Here is a 20,146-nt window from a genome sequence, read left to right on the forward strand (position 1 = left end):
CTGACTTCATTGGAGAGCCATGGAGATGGACGCGAATCCTTCCGCCAGCCTGGCGACGGCGGTGCAACGGGACCCGGTGATCGACCTTGTCCGTTTCACCTGCCTGCTCCTGGTGGTGGCGGCGCACTGCATGATGGTCAGCCCGGTCCTGCATAAGGACGGGACGGTCACTACAGTGAACGTGCTGATGGAGCAGGGTTGGTTTACCCCTGTGGCCTGGGGCCTCATGATCGTGCCGTTGTTCTTCGTCCTGGGCGGTGTGACAGGTCTGCAGTCATGGCGTCGCCTCAAAGCGCTTGACGGTACTGGATTCGACTTCGCCCAGGTGCGGCTCCTGCGCCTGGTGCGTCCGGCCATGGCTTTGCTGGCGGTCATGTGGGGAGGGCTGTGGGTTGCGCTTCTGCTGGGCGTCCACCCGCAGGTCATCCAGATGATGACCGCGGGAGCTGCGATGCCGCTCTGGTTCCTGGCCGCCTACCTCACAGCCCAACTCAGCATTCCCCTCATGGCCCGTTTTCACGAGCGTGCGCCATTTCTAACGTTCGCCGCCCTGGTGGCCCTGATGGTGACGGTCGATTCCTTGCGCGGAGCCCTCCCCGTCCTGGCGTTCGCGAACATGATTTTTGTGTGGTGCGCCGTCCAGCAACTGGGATTTTTCATGGCTGACGGCTTCTTCGAACGCAGGACCCGCACCTGGCTGGTGGGGGCCATCGTGTCCAGCAACCTACTCCTGGGCTTGGTGACCGGCGTGGCCGTGTACCCGGGGAACATGGTGGTGAACCTGAACCCGCCCAATCTCTGCCTGTTGCTTCTGGGCATCTCCCAGGCCGCGACGCTCCAGTTGCTGCGAAACGGCATTCGGGGAATTGCTGGTTTCCGTTGGGTCCAGGCAGTCATTGCTGTTGCGGGACGGCGTTCCATGACCGTCTACTTGTGGCACCTTCCGCTTCTGGTGGGCATGTCCGGTTTGCTGTTGCTCAGCGATGTCCCCCAGCCGCCGGCCGGGACTGCGGAGTGGTGGTGGGCGCGGATCCCCGTCTTCTTCGCGGTGGTAGCCCTGCTGGTCCCCGTGGTGTGGCTTTTTGGGCGCTTGGAGAACCGTCCGACGGCGGCCAGCCACGCCCGGGGTCCCTCGCGTGCCGCTGTGGTGACCGCCGTCGTCGTGGTTTTGGTCCCGGTGGCTGATGCTGCTTTCAACGGTTTGACGCTGGCGCTGTTGGGCGGGGGAGCGGCATGCTTCGCGCTCGCAGTCCTTCTGTTGGGCAGGGTGCCGACGCCGGTGCTGCCGCCGCAGCCGGGGTACGGCGCGGAAGTACGCGCGGGGCGGTGGTGGGCGTTGCCAGCGCCGGATTTACGTGCCAATCTCGAAGCATGACCGAGTACACGGATTCACTGGCAGAGTCGTTCCGCCCTGGCGTCACCACGGTGCGCAATGACAAATTTCACCGCTACGAACTGCATGTGGACGGAGAGTTGGCCGTGATTTCGCAGTTCATGGACAGGCCCGGTCATATTGATTTCATTCACACTGAAACGAAGCCCGGGTTCAACGGCCAGGGCCTGGCAAAAGTCCTGGCGCATTTTGCGTTGGATGATGTGGTGGCGTCCGGAAAACGGATCATCCCTCATTGCCCTTACATCGCCGCGTACTTGAAGAAGCACGAGGGCTACGAACAGGACGTGGATTGGCCGGTTGAAAAGCCGGTGGGCCAACCGAACAACGAGTAGGGCGTCAGCTGTTTCCCCGCTGGCCGGGGTCGGCCTCGAACGGCCAGTCCCCGAGCATTCCGCTGAGCGAGACCAAGGCGTCGTGCTCATCGGCAATGAGCTGACCCCGGCACATGGCGCGGACCCGCATGGCGCTGACCAGGCTCCCCCCGTGGAGATGATCGGAGTCCGTGACCAGGTAGGAGAAGCTCCGCATCACTGATTGGCCAGGTGCCAAGAGGCTGATGTGGAGGTCCCCCTGCGCCGGTTGGGCTGTGTACTGGAGGGCCTCCATACCTTCGTTGGTGAAGGAGCGCGGTATCAGGGCGACGTCCCGGAGGTAACTGCCCGAGTCGTTGGTGATCCACGCCGTGAAAACGACGGTATCGCCCGGAATGGCCCAGGGCCTGTCCGCTCCGTAAACCAAGGCGACATGTCCCGCGTTTCGCTTGCGGATCAGTGGGGCTGAGCGGCAGTGCGGCAACCCCCGAAGCACGACGCTCTGTTCGCGGGTGCCCTTGGTGCGGAGTGCTCGCTTCAACTTCAGGAGAGGGCGCCGGACGCCGGGGTTTCCTCGGCTCGTCCCGGGGGTGGGGAATGTCATGCCTCACTAGTGCGGCCAACCGAGGAATCGTGACGCGAAAAACTAAAAAAGATGAGTTCACTACAGCTATGAAGACCGCGATTCAAGTCACGCGGCATCTGATGTCACACTACTGTTTATGGATCAAGTATTTTCGGTAAAGGGTGGTGGGAACTCCACAACCTTGGCAATGGCCGCTGAAAGCGATCCCCACATCATTTCCATGGTGCGTCAGGGGGTCACGGAAGCCTTCGATGTGCTCTACGAGCGGCACTTGAAGATCGCCCAATATGTGGCTCGCGCCCAGACGGACAACCCCAGTGACGCCGACGACGTCGTAGCTGAGGCATTCGCCACCGTCTTCCAGCTGCTGACCGAAGGCAAGGGCCCCAAGGAGTTCTTCCGTTCCTATCTCCTGACCGTGGTGCGCCGTACGGCTCACGACCGGAACCGCAAGGCCCGCCGGATGCCGACTGCTGCCGACGACGCAGTCCTCGATTCCGCTGTGCTGGACAGCGATCCCGTGCTCAACGATCTCGAGGCGAGCATCATGGCCAAGGCGTTCAAGTCCTTGCCCGAACGCTGGCAGGCTGTCCTCTGGCACTTGGACATCGAAGGCCTGAAGCCGGCCGCGGCGGCTCCACTCGTGGGACTCACTCCCAATGGTGTCTCGTCGTTGGCCCTCAGGGCGAGGGAAGGACTGCGTCAGGCTTACCTGCAGCAGCACATCAGCCAGACGGTGGGTGACGGCTGCGAAGAGTACGCCAGCCAGTTGGGGAAGTACGCCCGGAGCGCCTTGAAACGCACCTCCGCGGACAGCGTCAGGGCGCACCTGGATGGCTGTGCCAAGTGCACGGCCCTCCTGATGGAACTCAATGACGTTCAAGGCGGCATGAGAGCCATCCTGTTCCCCTTGGTTACGGGTATTTCCTTCACCCCGGCCGCGTTGGCCGCGCTGGGATCATCAGCCACAACCGCAGCGGTGGTGCCGGCCGCGGGAGGGGCGGACGTTGCCCACCACACAGGTACCGTCCTGGCCCGAAGTGCCGGCCAGGTGTGGAAGATGACAGCGGCGATCGTCGTGGGAGTGCTGGCGCTGGTGGGAGTCCTTGCATGGTTGCTTCAGCCCAGTGGCTCCACCGAGTCCCTTGCGTCTGGAGACGCCGGCGAGACGACTCCTCCAGTCCACTCAACGTCGGGCCCTGCTGCAGCGCCCCAGCCGTCCACAGCGCCTGGTCTCGAGGCTACCCAGGCACCGACTATTGCCCAGGCGCCCACCACGGAAGCTCCTGTGACCAGTGCGCCGCAACCCACCGCCGTCGGGATTCCGCCGGAGCAAGGAAAGCGCAGTGCCGTGGTGACGGGTTCGGGCAAGGTATCGTCGACGACTCCCGCGGACTCCAGTTCAACGCCACCTGTGCCTCAAGCCGTTGATGCGACGTTCGCCTCAACGGCCGGTCCCGGTGCGGGGGAAAGGGAGCTTCTTGTGGAGTTCTCGTTGGACGGCGAGGGGTCACCCTCAACGGGCGAAGCGGTCTTTACCCTTCCGGACCAGGCAACTTTTGTGGCGGAGAGAACTGCTGCCCCTTCTGGTTGGACTTGTGCCAGCGCTGACGCCGGGCTCCGGCAGGTCCGTTGCGTCACTTCTTCCATGGCCGCCCGTGACCTTGCCTTCAGGCTTGGCGTCGCTGTGCCGCGTAACGCCAGCGGCGGGATGTTCACTTACCAGTTTGGTGGCCAAGGAATTGCCAACACGTCGTTCGCCAACGCGTATCACTAGGCATTTCGTACCCACCGCGGGTCTCGCGGGCGCAGGCAGATGATGGACGACAAAAAATTCTTAGGATTTTCGCGTCACGATTCGCCCGTTGCCCACACATAGACTTCGGGTCCCCTGTGTTTTCGGTGCCCTCGTTGGACTGATGGAACGTTCAACGACAAGACATCTGGATGAGCGCACTGAGGATGACCCATGAAGGACGTACGTCCACGCAAGCTTCTTGCGGCCATAATCGCTACGGCGGTGATGTCGCTGGGACTGGCTGGAGCCCAGGAGCAGGCTGCCCAGGCCACGGCGCCGGGAACACCTGAAGTACCCCAGGCAGGCACCACTGTCTATGTGGAGGACTTCTCACATCAGGACGCTTCTGCCGGGGCCATCAGCATCCTGAGCTACCAGGGCGGTCCCGCAGCAGCCAATGAAACATATACAGCTGATACGCCCTACACTCCGGCTGGCGGAGAATGCGATGGGTGGATCCTGAACTCCTCCACTCCCTTGCCTGCGTCCGATTCCGGTTGCTTGAGGAACCAGCCCGGCGGTTGGGATCAGGTCCAGCAGATGTCGGTTGCGCTCGGCGTGGCGCAGGGGCAGACCCCGGCTCAAGCTGCCGGAAATCAGGTGTTGTCCGAGTACACCAACAGTGCCGCCGGAAGCATCGAGGCCGGAGTCCAGTTCCGGACCGAATCGAATGCCACTCCAGCCATAGCCGGCCATTACTACGCTGTGTCTGCGCACTTCGCCCAAGTGAATTGCCATGCAGCACACGCAAGCCAAACCTTCAGCCTCCTCGTCAATGGGACGCGGCAAGTCCTCAGTGCCGGGCTCGATCCCTGTGGCACTAGCAACCAGGCCAGCGTTCACGTCACCAAGCTGCAATCCGCTCCGTATCAAGTCCCGCCTGGCACTTCCAACCCCACCCTCGGCCTGGAACTGCGGAATGAGACCACCACCGGTGCCGGGAATGATGTGGCTTTTGACCTCCCGCAGATTGTGGACGTTACGCCGCAGCTGGACACAGCCTTTAGTCCTTCCCTTGTGAGTCCCGGGCAAACGTCCCGTATGACGCTGACGGTCACCAACACCAATGAGTTGGCAGCGAAGAATGATTGGTTCATCACTGACACCCTCCCTGCCGGCATGGTTGTGGCAGGGACACCCAACATTGGTGGAACGTGTGGGCAATCGCCGGGGACAAACCCTTTGGTCAGGACCGCGGTGGCCGGAAGCACCTCCATGTCCGTGACCGGCGGTGACTTGGCGCCGGGTATGACGTCCTGCACCATCACCGTGGACGTCACCGCTTCTGTGGACGGTACCTACACCAACGGTCCCGCCACTCTGGCCACCAACCTGGCCCCGCCAGCGGACGCCGCCCTGACCGTGCGTGCCCCGCGCCTCCAACTGCGCACGGCCCTGAATGCGACGCGGCTGGTGGATTCGGATCAGTTCACCACCGAAATCCGGGCGGGTTCGGCTGATGGGCCTGTGGTGGGTAGCAGTGCTAACTCCACCACTACGGGTTCCGGCGCCACGGTTGATGCAGGTTCCGGCACCACAGGGGAGTACATTGCCGCAGCAGACGCAACGTACTACCTCACCCAATCGGGAACCAACCTGTCCGGCTATGACGCAACTATCACGTGCACCGATTCCCAAGGCCTTCAGCCGGATTTGCCCCACGCCGCTGCCTTCACCGGTTCGCAGGGCATTGTTCCCGTTGCCGGTGCCGATATCACCTGTGTGGTGACCAACACGGCAAACGCATCGTCGACCATGGAGTTCGCTGTCTCGGCCGACGCCTCCGGAGTCCGGTCCCCGTCGGTAGTGGGGGACCGGATCAGCTATTCGTTCACGTCGAAGAACACCGGTAATGTGCCGTTGACCGACGTCGTCATTGACGATCCGAAGGCTGGACTTTCTGCGGTGGCCTACGCCTGGCCTGGTACTCCGGGCCAACTTCTTCCCGGCCAAACGTTGGTGGCGACCGCATGGTACGAAGTAACCCAGGCGGATATCGACGCCGGCCATGTGGCCAACAGTGCCTCGATTACCGGGAACCCTCCCACGGGTGCGCCGGTCACCCCTCCCTCCGGTGAGGTGGATACTCCCTTGGTCATGGCGCCGGCCATGCAATTCTCCGGGTCCGCGCCGGCGCCCGACGCTGAGGTGTTGTGGAAGATTGGCGACATCATCACCTTCACCTTCACCTCGACCAACAGCGGCAATGTCACGCTCAAGGACGTAGAGGTGGAAGCTCCGTTGGTGGGTCCTTCCTCCTTGGCTTACACGTGGCCAGGGGCTCCAGGCGTAGTGTCCCCGGGCCAAACGGTGACGGCCACCGCAAGGTACGCGATCACCCAAGCGGACATCGAGGCAGGCCAGGCGGCCACCATCGCTACGGCCACGGGTACTCCTCCCAAGGGGCCGGCCGTTACACCTCCTCCGAGTAGAACGGTTACTCCGCTAAAGGCGAACCCGGCCTTGGAGTTCGAGATTACCGGGGACGCTTCCGCACTGGGTGACCCTACGCAGGCGGGTGAAGTGATTGTCTATCGGTTCACGCTGCACAACGCCGGGAGTGTGCCCCTGACGGCTGTGGGGGTGGACCATCAGATGCCGGGCCCGGCGGTTCCGGAGTACTCATGGCCCGGCGCCGAGGGGACCCTGTTGCCCGGTGAAACTGCCACCGCTACGGCAATTTATGCGGTCTCACAGGCTGATGCCCATGCCGGAAAGGTCAACTATTCCGCAGCGGCAACAGGCACACCTTCCCTGGGGCTTCCGGTCACCACTGCACCCGCACGGGTTGTTGTGACCTTTCCTCAGGTTCCCGCGGACGGGGCTGCGCCCCCGGCGCCCCCGGCGGCGGGAACAGGCCCCGGATCGGGTACGTCCGGCGCGGGGGAGGGCTCGGAGCAGTCAACCTCACCCTCGGGAAGTGCCGATTCCCCGCGGGCTTCGGATGTCCCTGCTCAGTCTGCCGGCTTCCTGGCCAGCACGGGGGTAGTCCTCACGGTGCTACCCATCAGCCTTCTGCTTGCCGGAGTGGGGCTGTTCCTGTTCCTTGGCGGGCGTCGCAAGCGTTCCGGGGCGTAGGGCGCAAAGTGCCCGGCACCCAAGCCCCCAACTCCGGTAGCCGCGCGCTTTTCCAACCCAACTGGGTCGCAGTTCAGGTCGTTTTGAACGCTCAGAACGACCTGAACTGCGACCCAGTTGGGTGCCGTTAGGCCGCGCTTGTTGGCGAGGGCCGCTTCTTTTGCCACTGCACTGCGTGCCAGAACAGCAGGGCAGCCGTCAGCAGCAGGCTGCCCAGAAGTACGTACGGGGTGTAGGACATCAACATAAAGCTCAGCTGGGGCGAGGTGTTGATCTGAGTCGGTCCTGCCATCCCAGCCGTCGCTTCGCTGAATGCCCACAATCCGAAAATCGTGAGTGCCGCATCCAGCACCCACAGGACGACGATGAACGGGTTGACCGCACTACGCCTGCGCGTTGGGTCCGGCTGCTGGGGCACATGAGGGCTGACCGCAGGTACTGCGTTGCCGTGTTCGTCGATTTCGCGGAAACCGATGCGCTCGTGCACGTGGTCTTTCATGGGTCCCCCAACCGCTGGCTGCCTTGTAGTCCTTGCACTCTACTCTCTGCCCGCGACGAGCCGCAGTGGCCGCCCATGGCCTCTATGAACAATTCCTTGGCCGAAAAGGGTGCCATATTTTGCACTCAAAACAGCTGGAAGGGAAGTCAATGACGCAGTATCTGGCGGTAGAACCACGAGAAACCGCGTTCCAAGCGAAATAGGTCACAAAAGTTTGACGGAAAGGCTTACCTAAGTAAGGCTTGCCTTTGCTAACAAGCGCCCCCAACGCAATGGAAGGAAGCTGACGTGACGTCACCTAGTGTCGAAGAGCGGATCGCTCAGGAGCAGGATTTTGGCTCCAAAGTGGAACTGGCCCTCGCTGCCACAAACCAGCTGTTCAACGCACGAAATTCACCCAGTTACGTCGCTCAGGTCCTTCAGGGGGTCAATGCGGTCTCCACCAAGGTCCAGCGGACCTCGCAGCCGTTTACCGGCGTCGGGCATGCTGAACTGAAAGCCAAGGTTGGTGCCGTGGACCTTGAGCGTCCGCTGCCGGACACGGCCGCTGCCCTGGAAGAGCTGGACGAGCTCTACCTCAAGGACGCCATCTACTTCCACGATTCCCGCTACGCCGCACACCTGAACTGCCCGGTGGTCATCCCCGCGCTGGTAGGTGAAGCCGTGCTTTCGGCCGTGAACTCGTCCATGGACACCTGGGATCAGAGCGCGGGTGCAACCATGATCGAGCGCCGCCTCATCGATTGGACGGCGGAGCGCATCGGTTTTGACGCGGACGCTGACGGCGTGTTCACCTCCGGCGGCAGCCAGTCCAACTTCCAGGCGCTGCTGATTGCCCGCAATCACGCGGTGGCCAAGCTGCGGGCGACGAATGGGGACGCCCGCCTGCCGCACCTGCTGGACCGGCTCCGGATTTTCACGTCCGTGGACAGCCACTTCAGTATTCAGAAGTCGGCATCCATGCTGGGCCTGGGCTTCGACGCCGTCATCGCAGTGCCCACCACCGAAGACCACCGCATGGACCCCACCGCTCTCGCGGCTGCTTTGGCGGAGGCGCACGACGCCGGGCTGGTGCCCATGGCGGTTGTGGCCACCGCCGGGACCACGGACTTCGGTTCGGTTGACCCGCTCTCGGAAATGGCCGCGTTGGTTCGCGCCTACGATTCCTGGCTCCACGTTGACGGCGCCTACGGTGGGGGACTCATTGTGTCCGGCCGCCACCGCCATCTCCTGAACGGCATCCATCTGGCGGATTCCGTCACCCTGGACTTCCACAAGACCTTCTTTCAGCCGGTCAGCTCCAGCGCAGTCTTGGTCCGTAACGGCTCCATGATGGGCCATGTCACCTACTATGCGGACTATCTGAATCCGGAAAGCGCCGCGAAGGCCGAGATTCCCAATCAGGTGGACAAGAGCATCCAGACCACCCGCCGCTTTGATGCCCTGAAATTATGGCTGACCTTGCGGATCATGGGGGCCGACGCAATCGGTGCACTCTTTGACGAAGCGATCGACCTCGCTGCCCGGGTGGGGATCTTGCTGGCTGAGGACGCCGAGTTCGAGCTCGCCGCCGCACCGCAGTTGAGCACTTTGGTGTTCCGCTACCGCCCGATGGTGGACGGTGCAGCCCTCGACGACGACGCTGCCGACGCCCTCAATCCCGCCATCCGCGCAGCGATCTTCGCTTCCGGCGAGGCCGTGGTTGCCGGCACCAAGGTGGCTGGCCGCCACTACCTCAAATTCACCCTCCTCAACGCCGAGGCGAGCTTGAGGGACATCCAGGAAATCATCGACCTTATCCGCCGGACGGGCAGCGAGCTGCTGGCGAACACTACGGAGGCTGCAGCATGAGCACCCAGGACAACGGCAAGATCTACGACGTCGCAGGCATCGGCGTCGGGCCTTTCAACCTGGGCCTGGCCGCCTTGAGCGAGCCCGTGGAGAACCTCGACTGCGTGTTCCTGGATCGGCGCGAATCCTTCGACTGGCATCCTGGCATGATGCTGGAGCCGGCGCACCTGCAGGTTCCGTTCATGGCGGACCTCGTGACGCTCGCCGATCCGACGTCGCCGTTCTCTTTCCTGAACTTCCTGAAGCAGACGGGCCGCCTCTACCGTTTCTATATCCGCGAGAACTTCTACCCGTTGCGCGCCGAGTACAACCAGTACTGCCAGTGGGTGGCCGGCCAGCTTGAATCCGTTCTTTTTAGCACGGATGTGCTTGATGTGACGTATGACGACGGCGTGTACCGGCTTTCGGTGCAAGGTCCGGAGGGGGCTGAGGTGCTTCGCGCCCGCAAGCTGGTCCTGGGCACCGGCACCTCGCCGTATGTTCCAGACTCTTGTGCAGGAATTGTGAACGCCGGAGGACTTGTCCTCCACAACGCCGATTACCTGCCCAGAAAGAGTGAGCTGCAGTCCAAGCGCAGCATCACCATCGTGGGCAGCGGCCAGAGCGCGGCGGAGCTGTACTACGAATTGCTTCAGGAAATCGATGTGTACGGCTACCAGCTCAACTGGGTCACGCGCTCGGGCCGTTTCTTCCCGCTCGAGTACACCAAGCTCACCCTCGAGATGACTTCGCCGGAGTACGTGGACTACTTCCATTCGCTCCCGGGGGAGCAGCGCGATTCGTTGATCAAGAGCCAGAAGAACCTGTACAAGGGCATCAACTCGGACCTGATCGACGACATCTACGATCTCCTGTACACCAAGAGCCTCTCCGGCATGGTGGACACCCAACTGCACACGCACTCCTCGCTCACCGCCGCAGAGTGGGATGCCGCCTCGGGTACCCACACGCTCCAGCTTCACCACGAAGAACATGGGCGCCACTACGCCCTGGAGTCTGAAGCCGTGGTCCTCGCCACCGGCTATACCTACAAGGAGCCCGCCTTCCTGGCAGGCATTCACGATCGCATCCGCCGCGACGCCAAGGGCCGTTTCGACGTCGAGCGCAACTATGGGACCGGAGTGGAACCCGGCGAAATCTTCGTCCAGAACGCCGAGCTGCACACGCACGGTTTCGTCACCCCGGACCTGGGCATGGCCGCCTACCGCAACTCCTGCATCCTGCGGGAAATAACGGGCCGGGAGGTCTACCCGATCGAGCGCAGCATCGCGTTCCAGCAGTTCGGCGCACCCGCTCCGGCAATGACAACAGAGTCCGCTGCAGTCCCGGAACCCGCAGGAGCAACCGTATGAGCTTCACGTTCCGGCCCGTCCACCCCGTGGCGGACGCACCTGTCCTCCACAGCTGGGTCAGCCAGGAGTATGCGCGGTTCTGGGGAATGGTCTCGGCCACTGAGCAGGACGTTGTGGAGGAGTACACAAAGATCGCCGAATCGGGCCATCACCAAGCGTTGTTGGGGCTCGACGACGGCGTTCCCGCCTTCCTGATGGAGCGGTACCGGCCGGAATCCTCACCCTTGGCGGACGTCTACGAAGTCCAGTCCGGCGATGTGGGGATGCACCTTCTGGTGTCCCCACCCTCCGGTGACCCGAAATCAGGGTTCACCACCGCCGTCATGCAGTCCGTGATGGCCGAGCTGTTCGCCGACCCCGCAACCCGGCGGGTGGTGGTGGAACCTGACGCCCGTAACCACAAGATCCATGTCCTGAACCAGAAAGTGGGTTTCCGGCCGCACGGAGTGGTGACGCTTCCAGCCGTCGATCCTGCCGAAGACCACAAGGAAGCTCTCCTGAGTTTCTGCACCCGCGAGGATTTCCTCGCCACTCTGACCCCGATTCTGGCCGCGCCTGCCGCGGCCACCAGAGGAGATTCCCTGTGACCACCCTTGTCCACCACGCCACCACCACCGCTGGGAATACCGTGCAGCACCTGACCCCGGAGCGCTGGGCCGCTGCCAACCGCCACCTGGTCCGGAAGGCGATCGCCGAGTTCTCTCACGAGCGCATCCTGGTCCCGGAGCTCGTCCGGGAAGAGGGCGCTGGCGTCGGGCTTTACAAGGTGGTGAGCGATGACGATGCTACTGAGTACCGTTTTCGTGCCCGGGTCCTGCAGCTCGATCACTGGTCCGTTGCCGCGGATTCCATCGTGCGCCTCCGCGACGGCGGGGAACTGCCGCTTGATGCCATGGATTTCATTGCCGAATTCCACGAGGCACTGGCCATCCGGATGGAAATGCTGCCGGTATACCTTGAGGAGATCAGCAGCACGCTGGCGAGCCATGCGTACAAGCAGGGCAAGCCGTTCAGCTCGGCTGAATTGGCAGCGGGCATCACGGGTGGGACTGACCGGGCCGCCGACTTCCAGGCCATTGAGCACAGCATGACCGAGGGCCACCCTTGTTTCGTGGCCAACAATGGCCGGCTTGGATTCGGGATTGCTGACTATCACGCGTTCGCTCCGGAGACCGGTGCCACCGTGAAGCTGCAGTGGATCGCGGTGCACCGCAGCAAGGCTGTCTTCACATCGAGTGCCGGGCTGGATTACCGGACGCACTTCGAGGCTGAACTGGGGCCGGCCACTCTTGCGTGGTTCAACGCGGAACTGTCCGCATCCGGGCTGGATCCCGAGGACTATCTCCTCATGCCCGTCCACCCGTGGCAGTGGGACAACAAGCTAACAGTGACGTTTGCGGCAGAAATCGCCCAGCGCCACATCGTGAGCCTTGGTACGGGCGAAGATTCCTATCAGGCGCAGCAGTCCATCCGGACGTTCTTCAACACGGACCACCCGGAGAAGGCGTACGTGAAGACGGCCATGTCCGTGCTGAACATGGGATTCATGCGTGGCTTGTCTCCGCAGTACATGAAGGCCACGCCTGCCATCAACGACTGGTTGCAGGAACTGATCGGCAATGACCAGGAGCTCCAGAACCGGGGCCTGGCCATGATCCGTGAAACCGCGGCCATCGGCTATCACAACCACTATTACGAGGCTGCTTCGGCCAAGGGTTCCCCCTACCGCAAGATGCTCTCGGCCCTGTGGAGGGAAAGCCCACTGCCGTTGCTCAAGGACGGGCAGCAGTTGGCCACCATGGCGTCGTTGCTGCACGTTGATGGCACCGGGAAATCCGTGGTTTCCGCCCTGATTGCGCGCTCCGGCCTGGCACCCACCGAGTGGCTGCGACGCTACTTCGAGGCGTACCTCGTACCGCTGGTGCATTGCCTTTACGAGTACGAGCTCGCTTTCATGCCGCACGGCGAAAACGTGATCCTGATCCTCGAAGACGGCGTGCCTGTCCGCGCGATCATAAAGGACATCGCTGAGGAAATCGTGGTCATGGGGGACCGGCTGGAACTGCCGGAGGAAGTCTCCCGGGTCAAGGCCGAGATCCCCGCTGAGGAAATGGTCCTGGCCATCTTCACGGACGTGTTCGACTGCATCTTCCGCTTCCTCGGCGCCATCCTTGTGGAGGATGGGACCTTGCGCGAAGATGAGTTCTGGGGAACCGCTGCTTCCGTACTGCGCGAATACCAGCAGCGCCATCCGGAGCTCGCGGACCAGTTCGCCATGCACGATCTGTTCGCGCCGGACTTTGAGTTGTCCTGCCTCAACCGCCTCCAGCTCCGGAACAATCAGCAGATGTTGGATATCTCGGATCCCTCCGGCGGGCTACAAATGGCCGGCCGCCTGGCCAACCCGTTGGCCAGGTTCGCCTAGGCAGCGTCTCCTCAGGGGCCGCAGGAGGCCGAGAGCCTCCTGCGGTCCCTGCTGCATTCTTAGTTATTGTCAAAGTGACGATAACCCTGCTAGGGTATTTATTGTCAGGTTGATAATAATGAACTGAAGGATGACGATGATGGCACTGCTCGACTGGATGAACTCCGCGGCAATCCCCAACCTCTTCGGCGCTCCGGTGAGCTGGATCGAAATCATTGGTTTCGTCACCGGCGCCGCCTGCGTCTACGGAGTCGCGAAGCAGAAGCTGTGGAACTGGCCCATCGGAATCCTGAACAACATCGCGTTCATGATCTTGTTCCTGGGAGCCGGCCTTTATGGCGAAACCGTCCTGCAAGTCATTTTCGCCGCCGTCGCCGCCTATGGTTGGTACAACTGGATCCGCGGTACCGCCGGCACGGAGAGCCGGAACGACCTCCCCATCCGCGATGCGAGCCGCAATGAGCTGATCCTCGGCCTCGGGGCCACGGCAGCCGGCACTGCAGCCGTGGCGATGGTCCTCACCCACGGAACCGATTCCCAAGTTCCTTGGCCGGACGCCTTCGTGCTGACCGCATCCCTGGTGGCCACCTACGGGCAGGCCAAGAAGATCTTCCAGCACTGGTACGTGTGGATTTTCATCGACGTGGTTTCCATCCCGCTCTACTTCAGCCGCGGACTGGCGTTGACCGCCATCCTTTACCTCGGATTCCTGGCCCTCTGCATCTACGGGCTCATCGACTGGAAGCGCACACGAATCGCTGCAGCGCCGGCCGTCCCCGAGACCATCACGACAGGAGCCTGACGTGTACAAGCAAGCCATGGTCATTGGCAAGTTCTACCCGCCGCACGCAGGCCACGCCCACTTGGTGAACACCGCCGCGGCGCAGTCCGGGAGAGTCGCCGTCCTGGTCCTCGGCAGTCGATTTGAGTCCATCACTGTGGAGGAGCGGGTCACGTGGCTGGCCGCTGAATTCGACGACGTCGACGGAGTGGACATCATCGGAATGCGCAACGACTGCCCCGAGGATTACCATTCGGACGACATCTGGAAGGCGCAGAACGAGCTGATGCGCCTGGCACTGAAAAGCCATGGTGTGACGTCCATCGATGCTGTGTTCAGCTCCGAAGAATACGGTGCCCGGCTCGCCGAGGCCTTCGGGGCAGAGCACGTGCTGGTGGACCCGTCCCGGCGGGCATACCCGATCAGCGGCACCATGTGCCGTGAGGACCTCGGTGCCTCGTGGCCGTTGGTCATCGCTCCCGCCCGCCAGGACCTGGCAACCCGGATCATTGTGGTCGGCGCCGAATCAACAGGCACCACCACCTTGACCAACGCGCTGGCCGAACATTACCGGCCGAGATTCCCCCGGATTGCCGACGTCCCCGAATATGGCCGTCAGTTCACGTACGAGAAGTTCCACCGCCTCCGCTCGGAGACGCCCGACGCCGGTATAGAGGACATGGTGTGGACCGCCGAAGACTTCAGCGTGATCGGCGCACGGCAGAATGCGATGGAAAACGCGGCAGCGGATTCCTGCCCCTTGGTGATCGCAGACACCGATGCCCTGGCCACCACGCTGTGGGAGCGGTACTACCTCGGCGAAGGAAGCTTTGGCTCTTTCCATGCGGCTGACGTCCTGCCGCGCAGGGATCTGTACTTGATCACCGATCATGAGGGCGTGGCCTTTGAAGACGACGGGTGGCGTGAAGGCGAGCACCGGCGGGCAGAAATGACCGAGTGGTTCAAGGAAACCCTGACCGAGGAGGGGCATTCCTGGATTTTGGTCACTGGTGACCATGATCGGCGGGTAAAGACTGCCGTCGAGACGATTGATCTCATTCTTGCCCAACGGAGCGGATTCACTTCACCGCCGTGGGCAAGCCGGACTGTTCTGGCCCCATCCGTTCTGGAAGGCGCATCGGCATGACGGCGGATTCACAGTCCGCGAGGGAGTTCCTCGACAGCTACGACCCCGGGGATTACCCTGCCGTGGCACTCACGGTGGACCTGGTGGTCTTTGCGGTCACCAATGGTGCGTTGAACGTCGCGTTGGTGCGCCGGGGAGGGCATCCGTTCAAGGATGCGCTGGCCCTGCCCGGTGGTTTCGTGGGGCCTGAGGAGTCCGCCGAACAAGCGGCGGTGCGGGAGCTCGCGGAAGAGACGGGCCTGGACCTGGGGAGCCTTCCGGTGCACGTGGAGCAGTTGGCCACGTACACCGGCCCGAAGAGGGACCCCCGGATGCGGGTGGTCTCCGTTGCCCACCTGGCCTTGCTGGCAACTGACGGGAGGGTCCTGCCTGGGATTGCCGCGGGATCGGATGCGGCAGCTGCCGCGTGGCACCCCGTCCACCACCTTCTACGCAGCAGCGATCTGGCCTTCGACCACCATCAGATCCTGCAGGACGGCCTGGGGCGATTGGCCGGCAAGATGGAATACAGCACCGTTGCCGCCCGCCTGCTGCCGAACGAGTTCACGCTGACGCAGCTTCGCGCCGTCTACGACGCCGTGTGGGACACCACCCTGCCTGCCGGAAACTTCACCCGGAAGATGATGCCCCACCTGACCGACACGGGCCGGAAATCGAGGGCGGCTACCGGTGGCGCCCCGGCGGCGCTGTTCACTGCCCCTGACCGGCACATTCACCCGCCCCTGGCCAAGCCGACCACCAGCCCCGGGCGTTAGAGGAGCAGCACTATCTCTGTGGAGTAGCTCTGCGACGCGCTCATTGATCCCCGGAACCAGCACACTGCGTGAACGGAAGAGTCGCCGGGAATCACCATGGGCCGGAGGTTGTCCACGGCCGACCCCTCGGTGATGGCTTCCCACGTCCAGCTGGCACCGGAATCGGCAGTGACGCCCCTGTAGATCTCGTAATGCGGAGTGGTTGCCCCTGTTCGCGGATCTACCGGTGTGGAAAGGTAGACGCAATCCAGGTTGTTCGGGTCCACGGCTCCCAGGCCGGTGTAGTCCTGCTCGTGCGGCAGCAGGCCAGGGCCGGCGACGGCGAGCGGGTGCAGCTTCCATTGGGTGCCGTCACAGCGCGCGTACAGCAGGCGGTGATCATCGACGTCGAGCCTCTGCTCCCGCTGCAGCGGACCGTTCACGTCATTGGCCCGGCAGCTGAGGATCGCAGCCAGCCCGCTGCCCTGTTGGCGGAGGTCAGTAGTCCAACCGTGGGTGAGGACGTCGCCGTCGAGCGTTGTTCCTGCCTCGAAGATGGTGGTCAGGGCCGTTTGGTTGATGCCCGGGGAGCCGATGACCGGCTTGCTGACCACGTTGCCCTCTGCGTCGTGGAGGGCGTCGTCCTGTAGGTAGCCGTGGTAAATGCTGTTGTTGTAGTCGCGTGGGTGGTGGTCCGTGGTGATGAGGTGGATCCGGTCCCTGCCGTTGCCGGCGTAGCGGGTGTAACCGTTGACGTAGCCGATTTTGGGGCGGGTGAAGAGTTTGCCACCGTAGCTCCACGTGCTGCCGTGGTCCTCGGAGATCATCAGGGTGGGGTCGTCGTTGATGGCGCGGACAAAATTGTAGACCCGGCCTTCGGCACTCAGTGCGTGAAGGTTGGAGTACGTGGCCCCGCGGCCGTCGGCGAGCTCCGTCCAGTCGAAGTGCTGCTCGGGCTCCCACCCGGAGGCGTCATGCGGCCGGGTGGAGACGCGCCAGCGGGAGTAGTTGTCCGTCTTGTGCTTGGCGTACATCGCAACATAGTGTCCGTCGGGCCGGATCAGGAGTGCCGGGGCATTGTGGTCATCGGCCTCCAGCCGTTCATGGAGCACGTGGATTTGGCTCTGGCCGGTAGCAAGGTTCACTGCTGTGACCTCGATGTTGCCGCCGCGTTCCGCGCCACCTGGACCTTCGGGGGCGGCCACTGAGCCCACCAGCAGAGTGTTGGTTGCGGGGTCGATCAGTGCGCGCTCGTCTTGAAACCAGCACCAGGCTCCGTTGTTGTTGACCACAACTGGATCGTGAAGGGATGGGGCTCGGGTGACCATGGGGATCCTTTGCGACTTTGCATCGTTTCAATTCTTGTGTGGTACTAGTCTAGGCGCATGACCACACGAGCCAACGAACTCACAGCCTTGGTCACCGGGGCCACCGCCGGTCTCGGTGCGGAATTCGCCCGCCACCTTGCCGAAGCCGGACACCACCTGGTGCTGGTAGCCCGTGATGAACAACGCTTGAAACAAACCGCCGAGGAGCTTGAACGCGACTTCAGCATCTCGGCGGAGGTCCTTTCCGCGGACTTGACCACCGACGTCGGGGTCGCCGCCGTTGCGGACCGCTTGCGGGATGCGGCACGGCCCGTGGATGTCCTGGTCAACAATGCCGGAATCGGACTGTTGAAATCGTTCGAACAGAATGACCTGGACGAGGAACGCCGGCACTTGCGGCTCCACGTCCAAACCCCCATGGAGCTGTGCCACGCGGCCCTTGACGTCATGCTGGCCCGCGGCAAAGGCCGGATCATCAACGTAGCCAGCGTGGCAGCGTTCGCCAACAGGGGCAGCTACTCGGCGGCCAAAGCGTGGCAGGTGACCTTCAGCCGGTGGGCCAACACAGCCTACGCCGCATCCGGAGTGCAGGTGACCGCGGTGTGCCCCGGATTCACGCACACCGAATTCCACGATCGCATGGGCATGGACAAATCCGTTGCGCCCCGCTTCCTGTGGCTGACCGCCGATCGCGTAGTGCGGGAAGGGCTGGAGGACAACGCCAAAGGCAAAGCAGTCTCCATCCCGACCCGTCGGTACAAGGTAGTCAGCTTCTTCGCCCGCATCCTCCCAGCCAAACTCACCTCCGGCCCACCGCGCAGGCCGCGTGAACCGTAGCCATGAAATCTGTTCCGGGCTGTTCACTTTGAGGGTGTGCGGGCCTTAGGCTGATGCTGGAGTGTGGCGCCGGGCACGGCTGCTGCACGGGGGCTGCAGCAGCGTGGTCCCGCAAGCAGGGCCCCGCTAAGGGCTCGTGTTTTCCCGCGAACCAAAGCCGTGTCCAAAGCGAGTAGTGCATGGACGAGACAGCTCCGACGGAGGGCACAGGGCAGCAGGGAAAGCACGACGGCGGTACGGTCGCCGTCGAGGACAGCGACGCGCAGCTGGTCCTGCTGGTCCGTTCGGGGAACAAAGCTGCCTTCGAAACACTCTTTGCGCGGCATCATTCCATGGCCCGAGCCGTGGCCGCCGCACAACTGGACAACTTTGCTGATGTTGACGATGTGGTGGCAGACGCGTTCACCTCGGTATATCAGGCCCTGGCCGCAGGGAAGGGGCCCGATTCTTTTTTCCGTGCCTACCTGCTGACCGCTGTCCGGCGCGTGGCCCACCGCACGAACCGGGACGCCACCCGTACCAGCCCCACCTCCGAGTCCTACATCTTGGACACCGTGGACGCCCATGACGATCCAGCGGTAGCGAAGTTTGAATCGACGGCGGTGGCTCAAGCATTCCGATCCCTTCCGGAACGTTGGCAGGAAGTCCTTTGGTATGTGGACATTGAAGGACTGAAGCCTGCCGCAGCCTCACCGCTCCTGGGCCTGACGCCCAATGGGGTGTCCGCACTCGCTATCCGGGCGCGGGAAGGTCTGCGCCAGGCGTACCTCCAGAACCACATCAGTACGTCGGCAGGGGAAGAATGCGAGGAATACTCAACGCACTTGGGTGCGTACTCCCGCGAAGGACTGAGCCGGCGCAAGCAAGCCCGGGTGCAGGAACACCTGGAAGGCTGCCCCAAATGCACCGCCCTGCTCCTGGATCTCAACGACGTCCAAACAGCCATGCGGGCCTGGATCTTCCCGCTGGTAGCAGGGGTTGCGTTCAGCTCAGCCTTCCCTGCGCTCGCGGGCGGAGGTGCAGGCACTGACGCCGGCAGCGCGGTCATCCACGGGGCATCACCCAAGGGAATCTCCCTCCCCTGGAAGGTGGGCGCCGGTGTCATGGCGTTGGCAGCGGTCGCAGCGAGTGCCGCCATGGCACTGGGAGTGGCGGGATCGAACACCTCGGGGCCGCCTGCTGCAGGCGCATCACCCACCGCGGGTCAGCCCACCACGCCGCAGCCGACCCCGCCGGTCGCCGAGAATATTTCACAGGAGTATCCCCTGTTTCCGGATCTCAGCGATCCATCCAAGGTGAACCCTGAGGAGCCGGTATTCGTCCCCTTCCCGCCGGGCAAGAAACCTGAACCGAATCTCTTGCCCAACCCGTTGCCATATCCGGGGAAACCCCTGCCGCCGACCTCCCAGCCGTTGCCAACCATTGCACCTACGGGACCTTCTGTAGCGCCCACCCTGCCAGCGCCGCAGCCCACCCCATCACTGTCTCCGACGCCTACTCCGAGCATGACGGTGAGTGCTACCCCGAGTCCTTCTACCAGTCCGGACCCGGGCGAAACGCCGGCTCCGGCGCCGGCGGTGACGGCAACGTTTACCGCCGAGGAGGGGACAACGGCGTCGGACACCAACGTCACTGTCACGTTCCGTCTCAAGGAGCAGACGGCGCCGCCCGCCTCCGCCGAGGTGGTCTTCACGATTTCCGCAGGTACGGACATGATCCCGGGCAAGCTCACTGAACCGGTGGGCTGGACCTGTTCAAAGGAAGACGCAGCCACCACGCAACTCCGCTGCACCAGCACCGTTGTGAACCCTGATGACCTGACGTTCCTGCTCGGAGTGTCCAAGCAGGACGAAGCGGAAGCAGCCACCCTGGACTATTCATTCAGCGGCACAGGGATGGGGACGGTTTCCTTCTCCAACACCTTTTAGTGTCGGGTTCCTGTGGCATGGGCCAAGGGCTTGGCCCGTAACTTGCGCTGTAACGTGACCACGCGCCACATCACGGACCGGGTTACCATGACACT

Annotated in this window: 16 protein-coding genes; 13 read left to right on the forward strand and 3 right to left on the reverse strand. The window is 63.1% G+C overall.

Translation table 11 applies throughout. The annotated features are described in order from the left end of the window. The first annotated feature begins 19 nt into the window (after positions 1 to 19). Together AR689_RS13790 and AR689_RS13795 are read left to right on the forward strand one after the other, a co-directional pair. Positions 20 to 1,375 (forward strand): acyltransferase family protein, encoded by a 1,356-nt coding sequence (locus AR689_RS13790; protein ID WP_062071030.1) that lies wholly within the window; start codon positions 20 to 22, stop codon positions 1,373 to 1,375. After that, the gene (locus AR689_RS13795) at positions 1,372 to 1,728 is read left to right on the forward strand and encodes a GNAT family N-acetyltransferase (RefSeq protein ID WP_062071032.1); all 357 of its coding nucleotides are present in this window, start codon (positions 1,372 to 1,374) and stop codon (positions 1,726 to 1,728) included. Before AR689_RS13790 ends, AR689_RS13795 begins: the two co-directional genes overlap by 4 nt. A 4-nt stretch (positions 1,729 to 1,732) precedes the next feature. Here AR689_RS13795 and AR689_RS13800 read toward each other — a convergent pair whose 3' ends face one another. Next, complete coding sequence (locus AR689_RS13800; protein ID WP_082697970.1) at positions 1,733 to 2,311, reverse strand: hypothetical protein; 579 nt, start codon at positions 2,309 to 2,311, stop codon at positions 1,733 to 1,735. Positions 2,312 to 2,480: 169 nt separating this feature from the next. On the opposite strand from AR689_RS13800, the gene AR689_RS13805 reads away from it, so the two are divergent. Together AR689_RS13805 and AR689_RS13810 are read left to right on the forward strand one after the other, a co-directional pair. Further along, positions 2,481 to 4,070: a sigma-70 family RNA polymerase sigma factor gene (locus AR689_RS13805; RefSeq protein ID WP_231745648.1), complete on the forward strand. Its 1,590-nt coding sequence runs from the start codon at positions 2,481 to 2,483 to the stop codon at positions 4,068 to 4,070. Between the two features lie 192 nt (positions 4,071 to 4,262). Further along, positions 4,263 to 7,169: a CLIPPER-2 domain-containing protein gene (locus tag AR689_RS13810; protein ID WP_062071038.1), complete on the forward strand. Its 2,907-nt coding sequence runs from the start codon at positions 4,263 to 4,265 to the stop codon at positions 7,167 to 7,169. A gap of 127 nt (positions 7,170 to 7,296) precedes the next feature. Here the strand turns inward: AR689_RS13810 and AR689_RS13815 are convergent, their stop codons facing one another. Then, on the reverse strand, positions 7,297 to 7,668 hold the full coding sequence (locus AR689_RS13815) for a hypothetical protein (RefSeq protein ID WP_062071040.1): 372 nt from the start codon (positions 7,666 to 7,668) through the stop codon (positions 7,297 to 7,299). Positions 7,669 to 7,956: 288 nt separating this feature from the next. Here AR689_RS13815 and AR689_RS13820 point away from each other — a divergent pair, with 288 nt between their 5' ends. The 7 genes from AR689_RS13820 to AR689_RS13850 all read left to right on the forward strand — a co-directional run bounded on the left by AR689_RS13820 (position 7,957) and on the right by AR689_RS13850 (position 15,979). Beyond that, on the forward strand, positions 7,957 to 9,519 hold the full coding sequence (locus AR689_RS13820; RefSeq protein ID WP_062071042.1) for a pyridoxal phosphate-dependent decarboxylase family protein: 1,563 nt from the start codon (positions 7,957 to 7,959) through the stop codon (positions 9,517 to 9,519). Continuing rightward, the gene (locus AR689_RS13825; protein ID WP_062071044.1) at positions 9,516 to 10,871 is read left to right on the forward strand and encodes a lysine N(6)-hydroxylase/L-ornithine N(5)-oxygenase family protein; all 1,356 of its coding nucleotides are present in this window, start codon (positions 9,516 to 9,518) and stop codon (positions 10,869 to 10,871) included. The genes AR689_RS13820 and AR689_RS13825 overlap by 4 nt, the downstream gene beginning before the upstream one ends. Continuing rightward, the gene (locus AR689_RS13830) at positions 10,868 to 11,458 is read left to right on the forward strand and encodes a GNAT family N-acetyltransferase (RefSeq protein WP_062071046.1); all 591 of its coding nucleotides are present in this window, start codon (positions 10,868 to 10,870) and stop codon (positions 11,456 to 11,458) included. The genes AR689_RS13825 and AR689_RS13830 overlap by 4 nt, the downstream gene beginning before the upstream one ends. After that, on the forward strand, positions 11,455 to 13,296 hold the full coding sequence (locus tag AR689_RS13835; protein ID WP_062071047.1) for an IucA/IucC family protein: 1,842 nt from the start codon (positions 11,455 to 11,457) through the stop codon (positions 13,294 to 13,296). The genes AR689_RS13830 and AR689_RS13835 overlap by 4 nt, the downstream gene beginning before the upstream one ends. A 136-nt stretch (positions 13,297 to 13,432) precedes the next feature. Next, on the forward strand, positions 13,433 to 14,098 hold the full coding sequence (pnuC, locus tag AR689_RS13840; protein WP_062073793.1) for a nicotinamide riboside transporter PnuC: 666 nt from the start codon (positions 13,433 to 13,435) through the stop codon (positions 14,096 to 14,098). A 1-nt stretch (position 14,099) separates the two neighbouring features. Then, on the forward strand, positions 14,100 to 15,224 hold the full coding sequence (locus AR689_RS13845) for an AAA family ATPase (RefSeq protein ID WP_062071049.1): 1,125 nt from the start codon (positions 14,100 to 14,102) through the stop codon (positions 15,222 to 15,224). Continuing rightward, complete coding sequence (locus tag AR689_RS13850; protein ID WP_062071051.1) at positions 15,221 to 15,979, forward strand: NUDIX hydrolase; 759 nt, start codon at positions 15,221 to 15,223, stop codon at positions 15,977 to 15,979. Before AR689_RS13845 ends, AR689_RS13850 begins: the two co-directional genes overlap by 4 nt. On the opposite strand, the gene AR689_RS13855 is transcribed toward AR689_RS13850, so the two are convergent. Further along, the gene (locus AR689_RS13855) at positions 15,976 to 17,286 is read right to left on the reverse strand and encodes a BNR-4 repeat-containing protein (RefSeq protein ID WP_062071053.1); all 1,311 of its coding nucleotides are present in this window, start codon (positions 17,284 to 17,286) and stop codon (positions 15,976 to 15,978) included. The genes AR689_RS13850 and AR689_RS13855 overlap by 4 nt on opposite strands. A gap of 57 nt (positions 17,287 to 17,343) precedes the next feature. On the opposite strand from AR689_RS13855, the gene AR689_RS13860 reads away from it, so the two are divergent. Together AR689_RS13860 and AR689_RS13865 are read left to right on the forward strand one after the other, a co-directional pair. After that, a complete protein-coding gene (locus tag AR689_RS13860; RefSeq protein WP_062071055.1) occupies positions 17,344 to 18,123 on the forward strand; it encodes an SDR family NAD(P)-dependent oxidoreductase in 780 nt (259 codons plus the stop codon). 179 nt (positions 18,124 to 18,302) lie between these two features. After that, complete coding sequence (locus AR689_RS13865; RefSeq protein ID WP_082697972.1) at positions 18,303 to 20,051, forward strand: sigma-70 family RNA polymerase sigma factor; 1,749 nt, start codon at positions 18,303 to 18,305, stop codon at positions 20,049 to 20,051. Positions 20,052 to 20,146 lie beyond the last annotated feature (95 nt).

It is taken from the genome of Arthrobacter sp. EpRS71 (assembly GCF_001512285.1).
Lineage (GTDB): Bacteria > Actinomycetota > Actinomycetes > Actinomycetales > Micrococcaceae > Arthrobacter.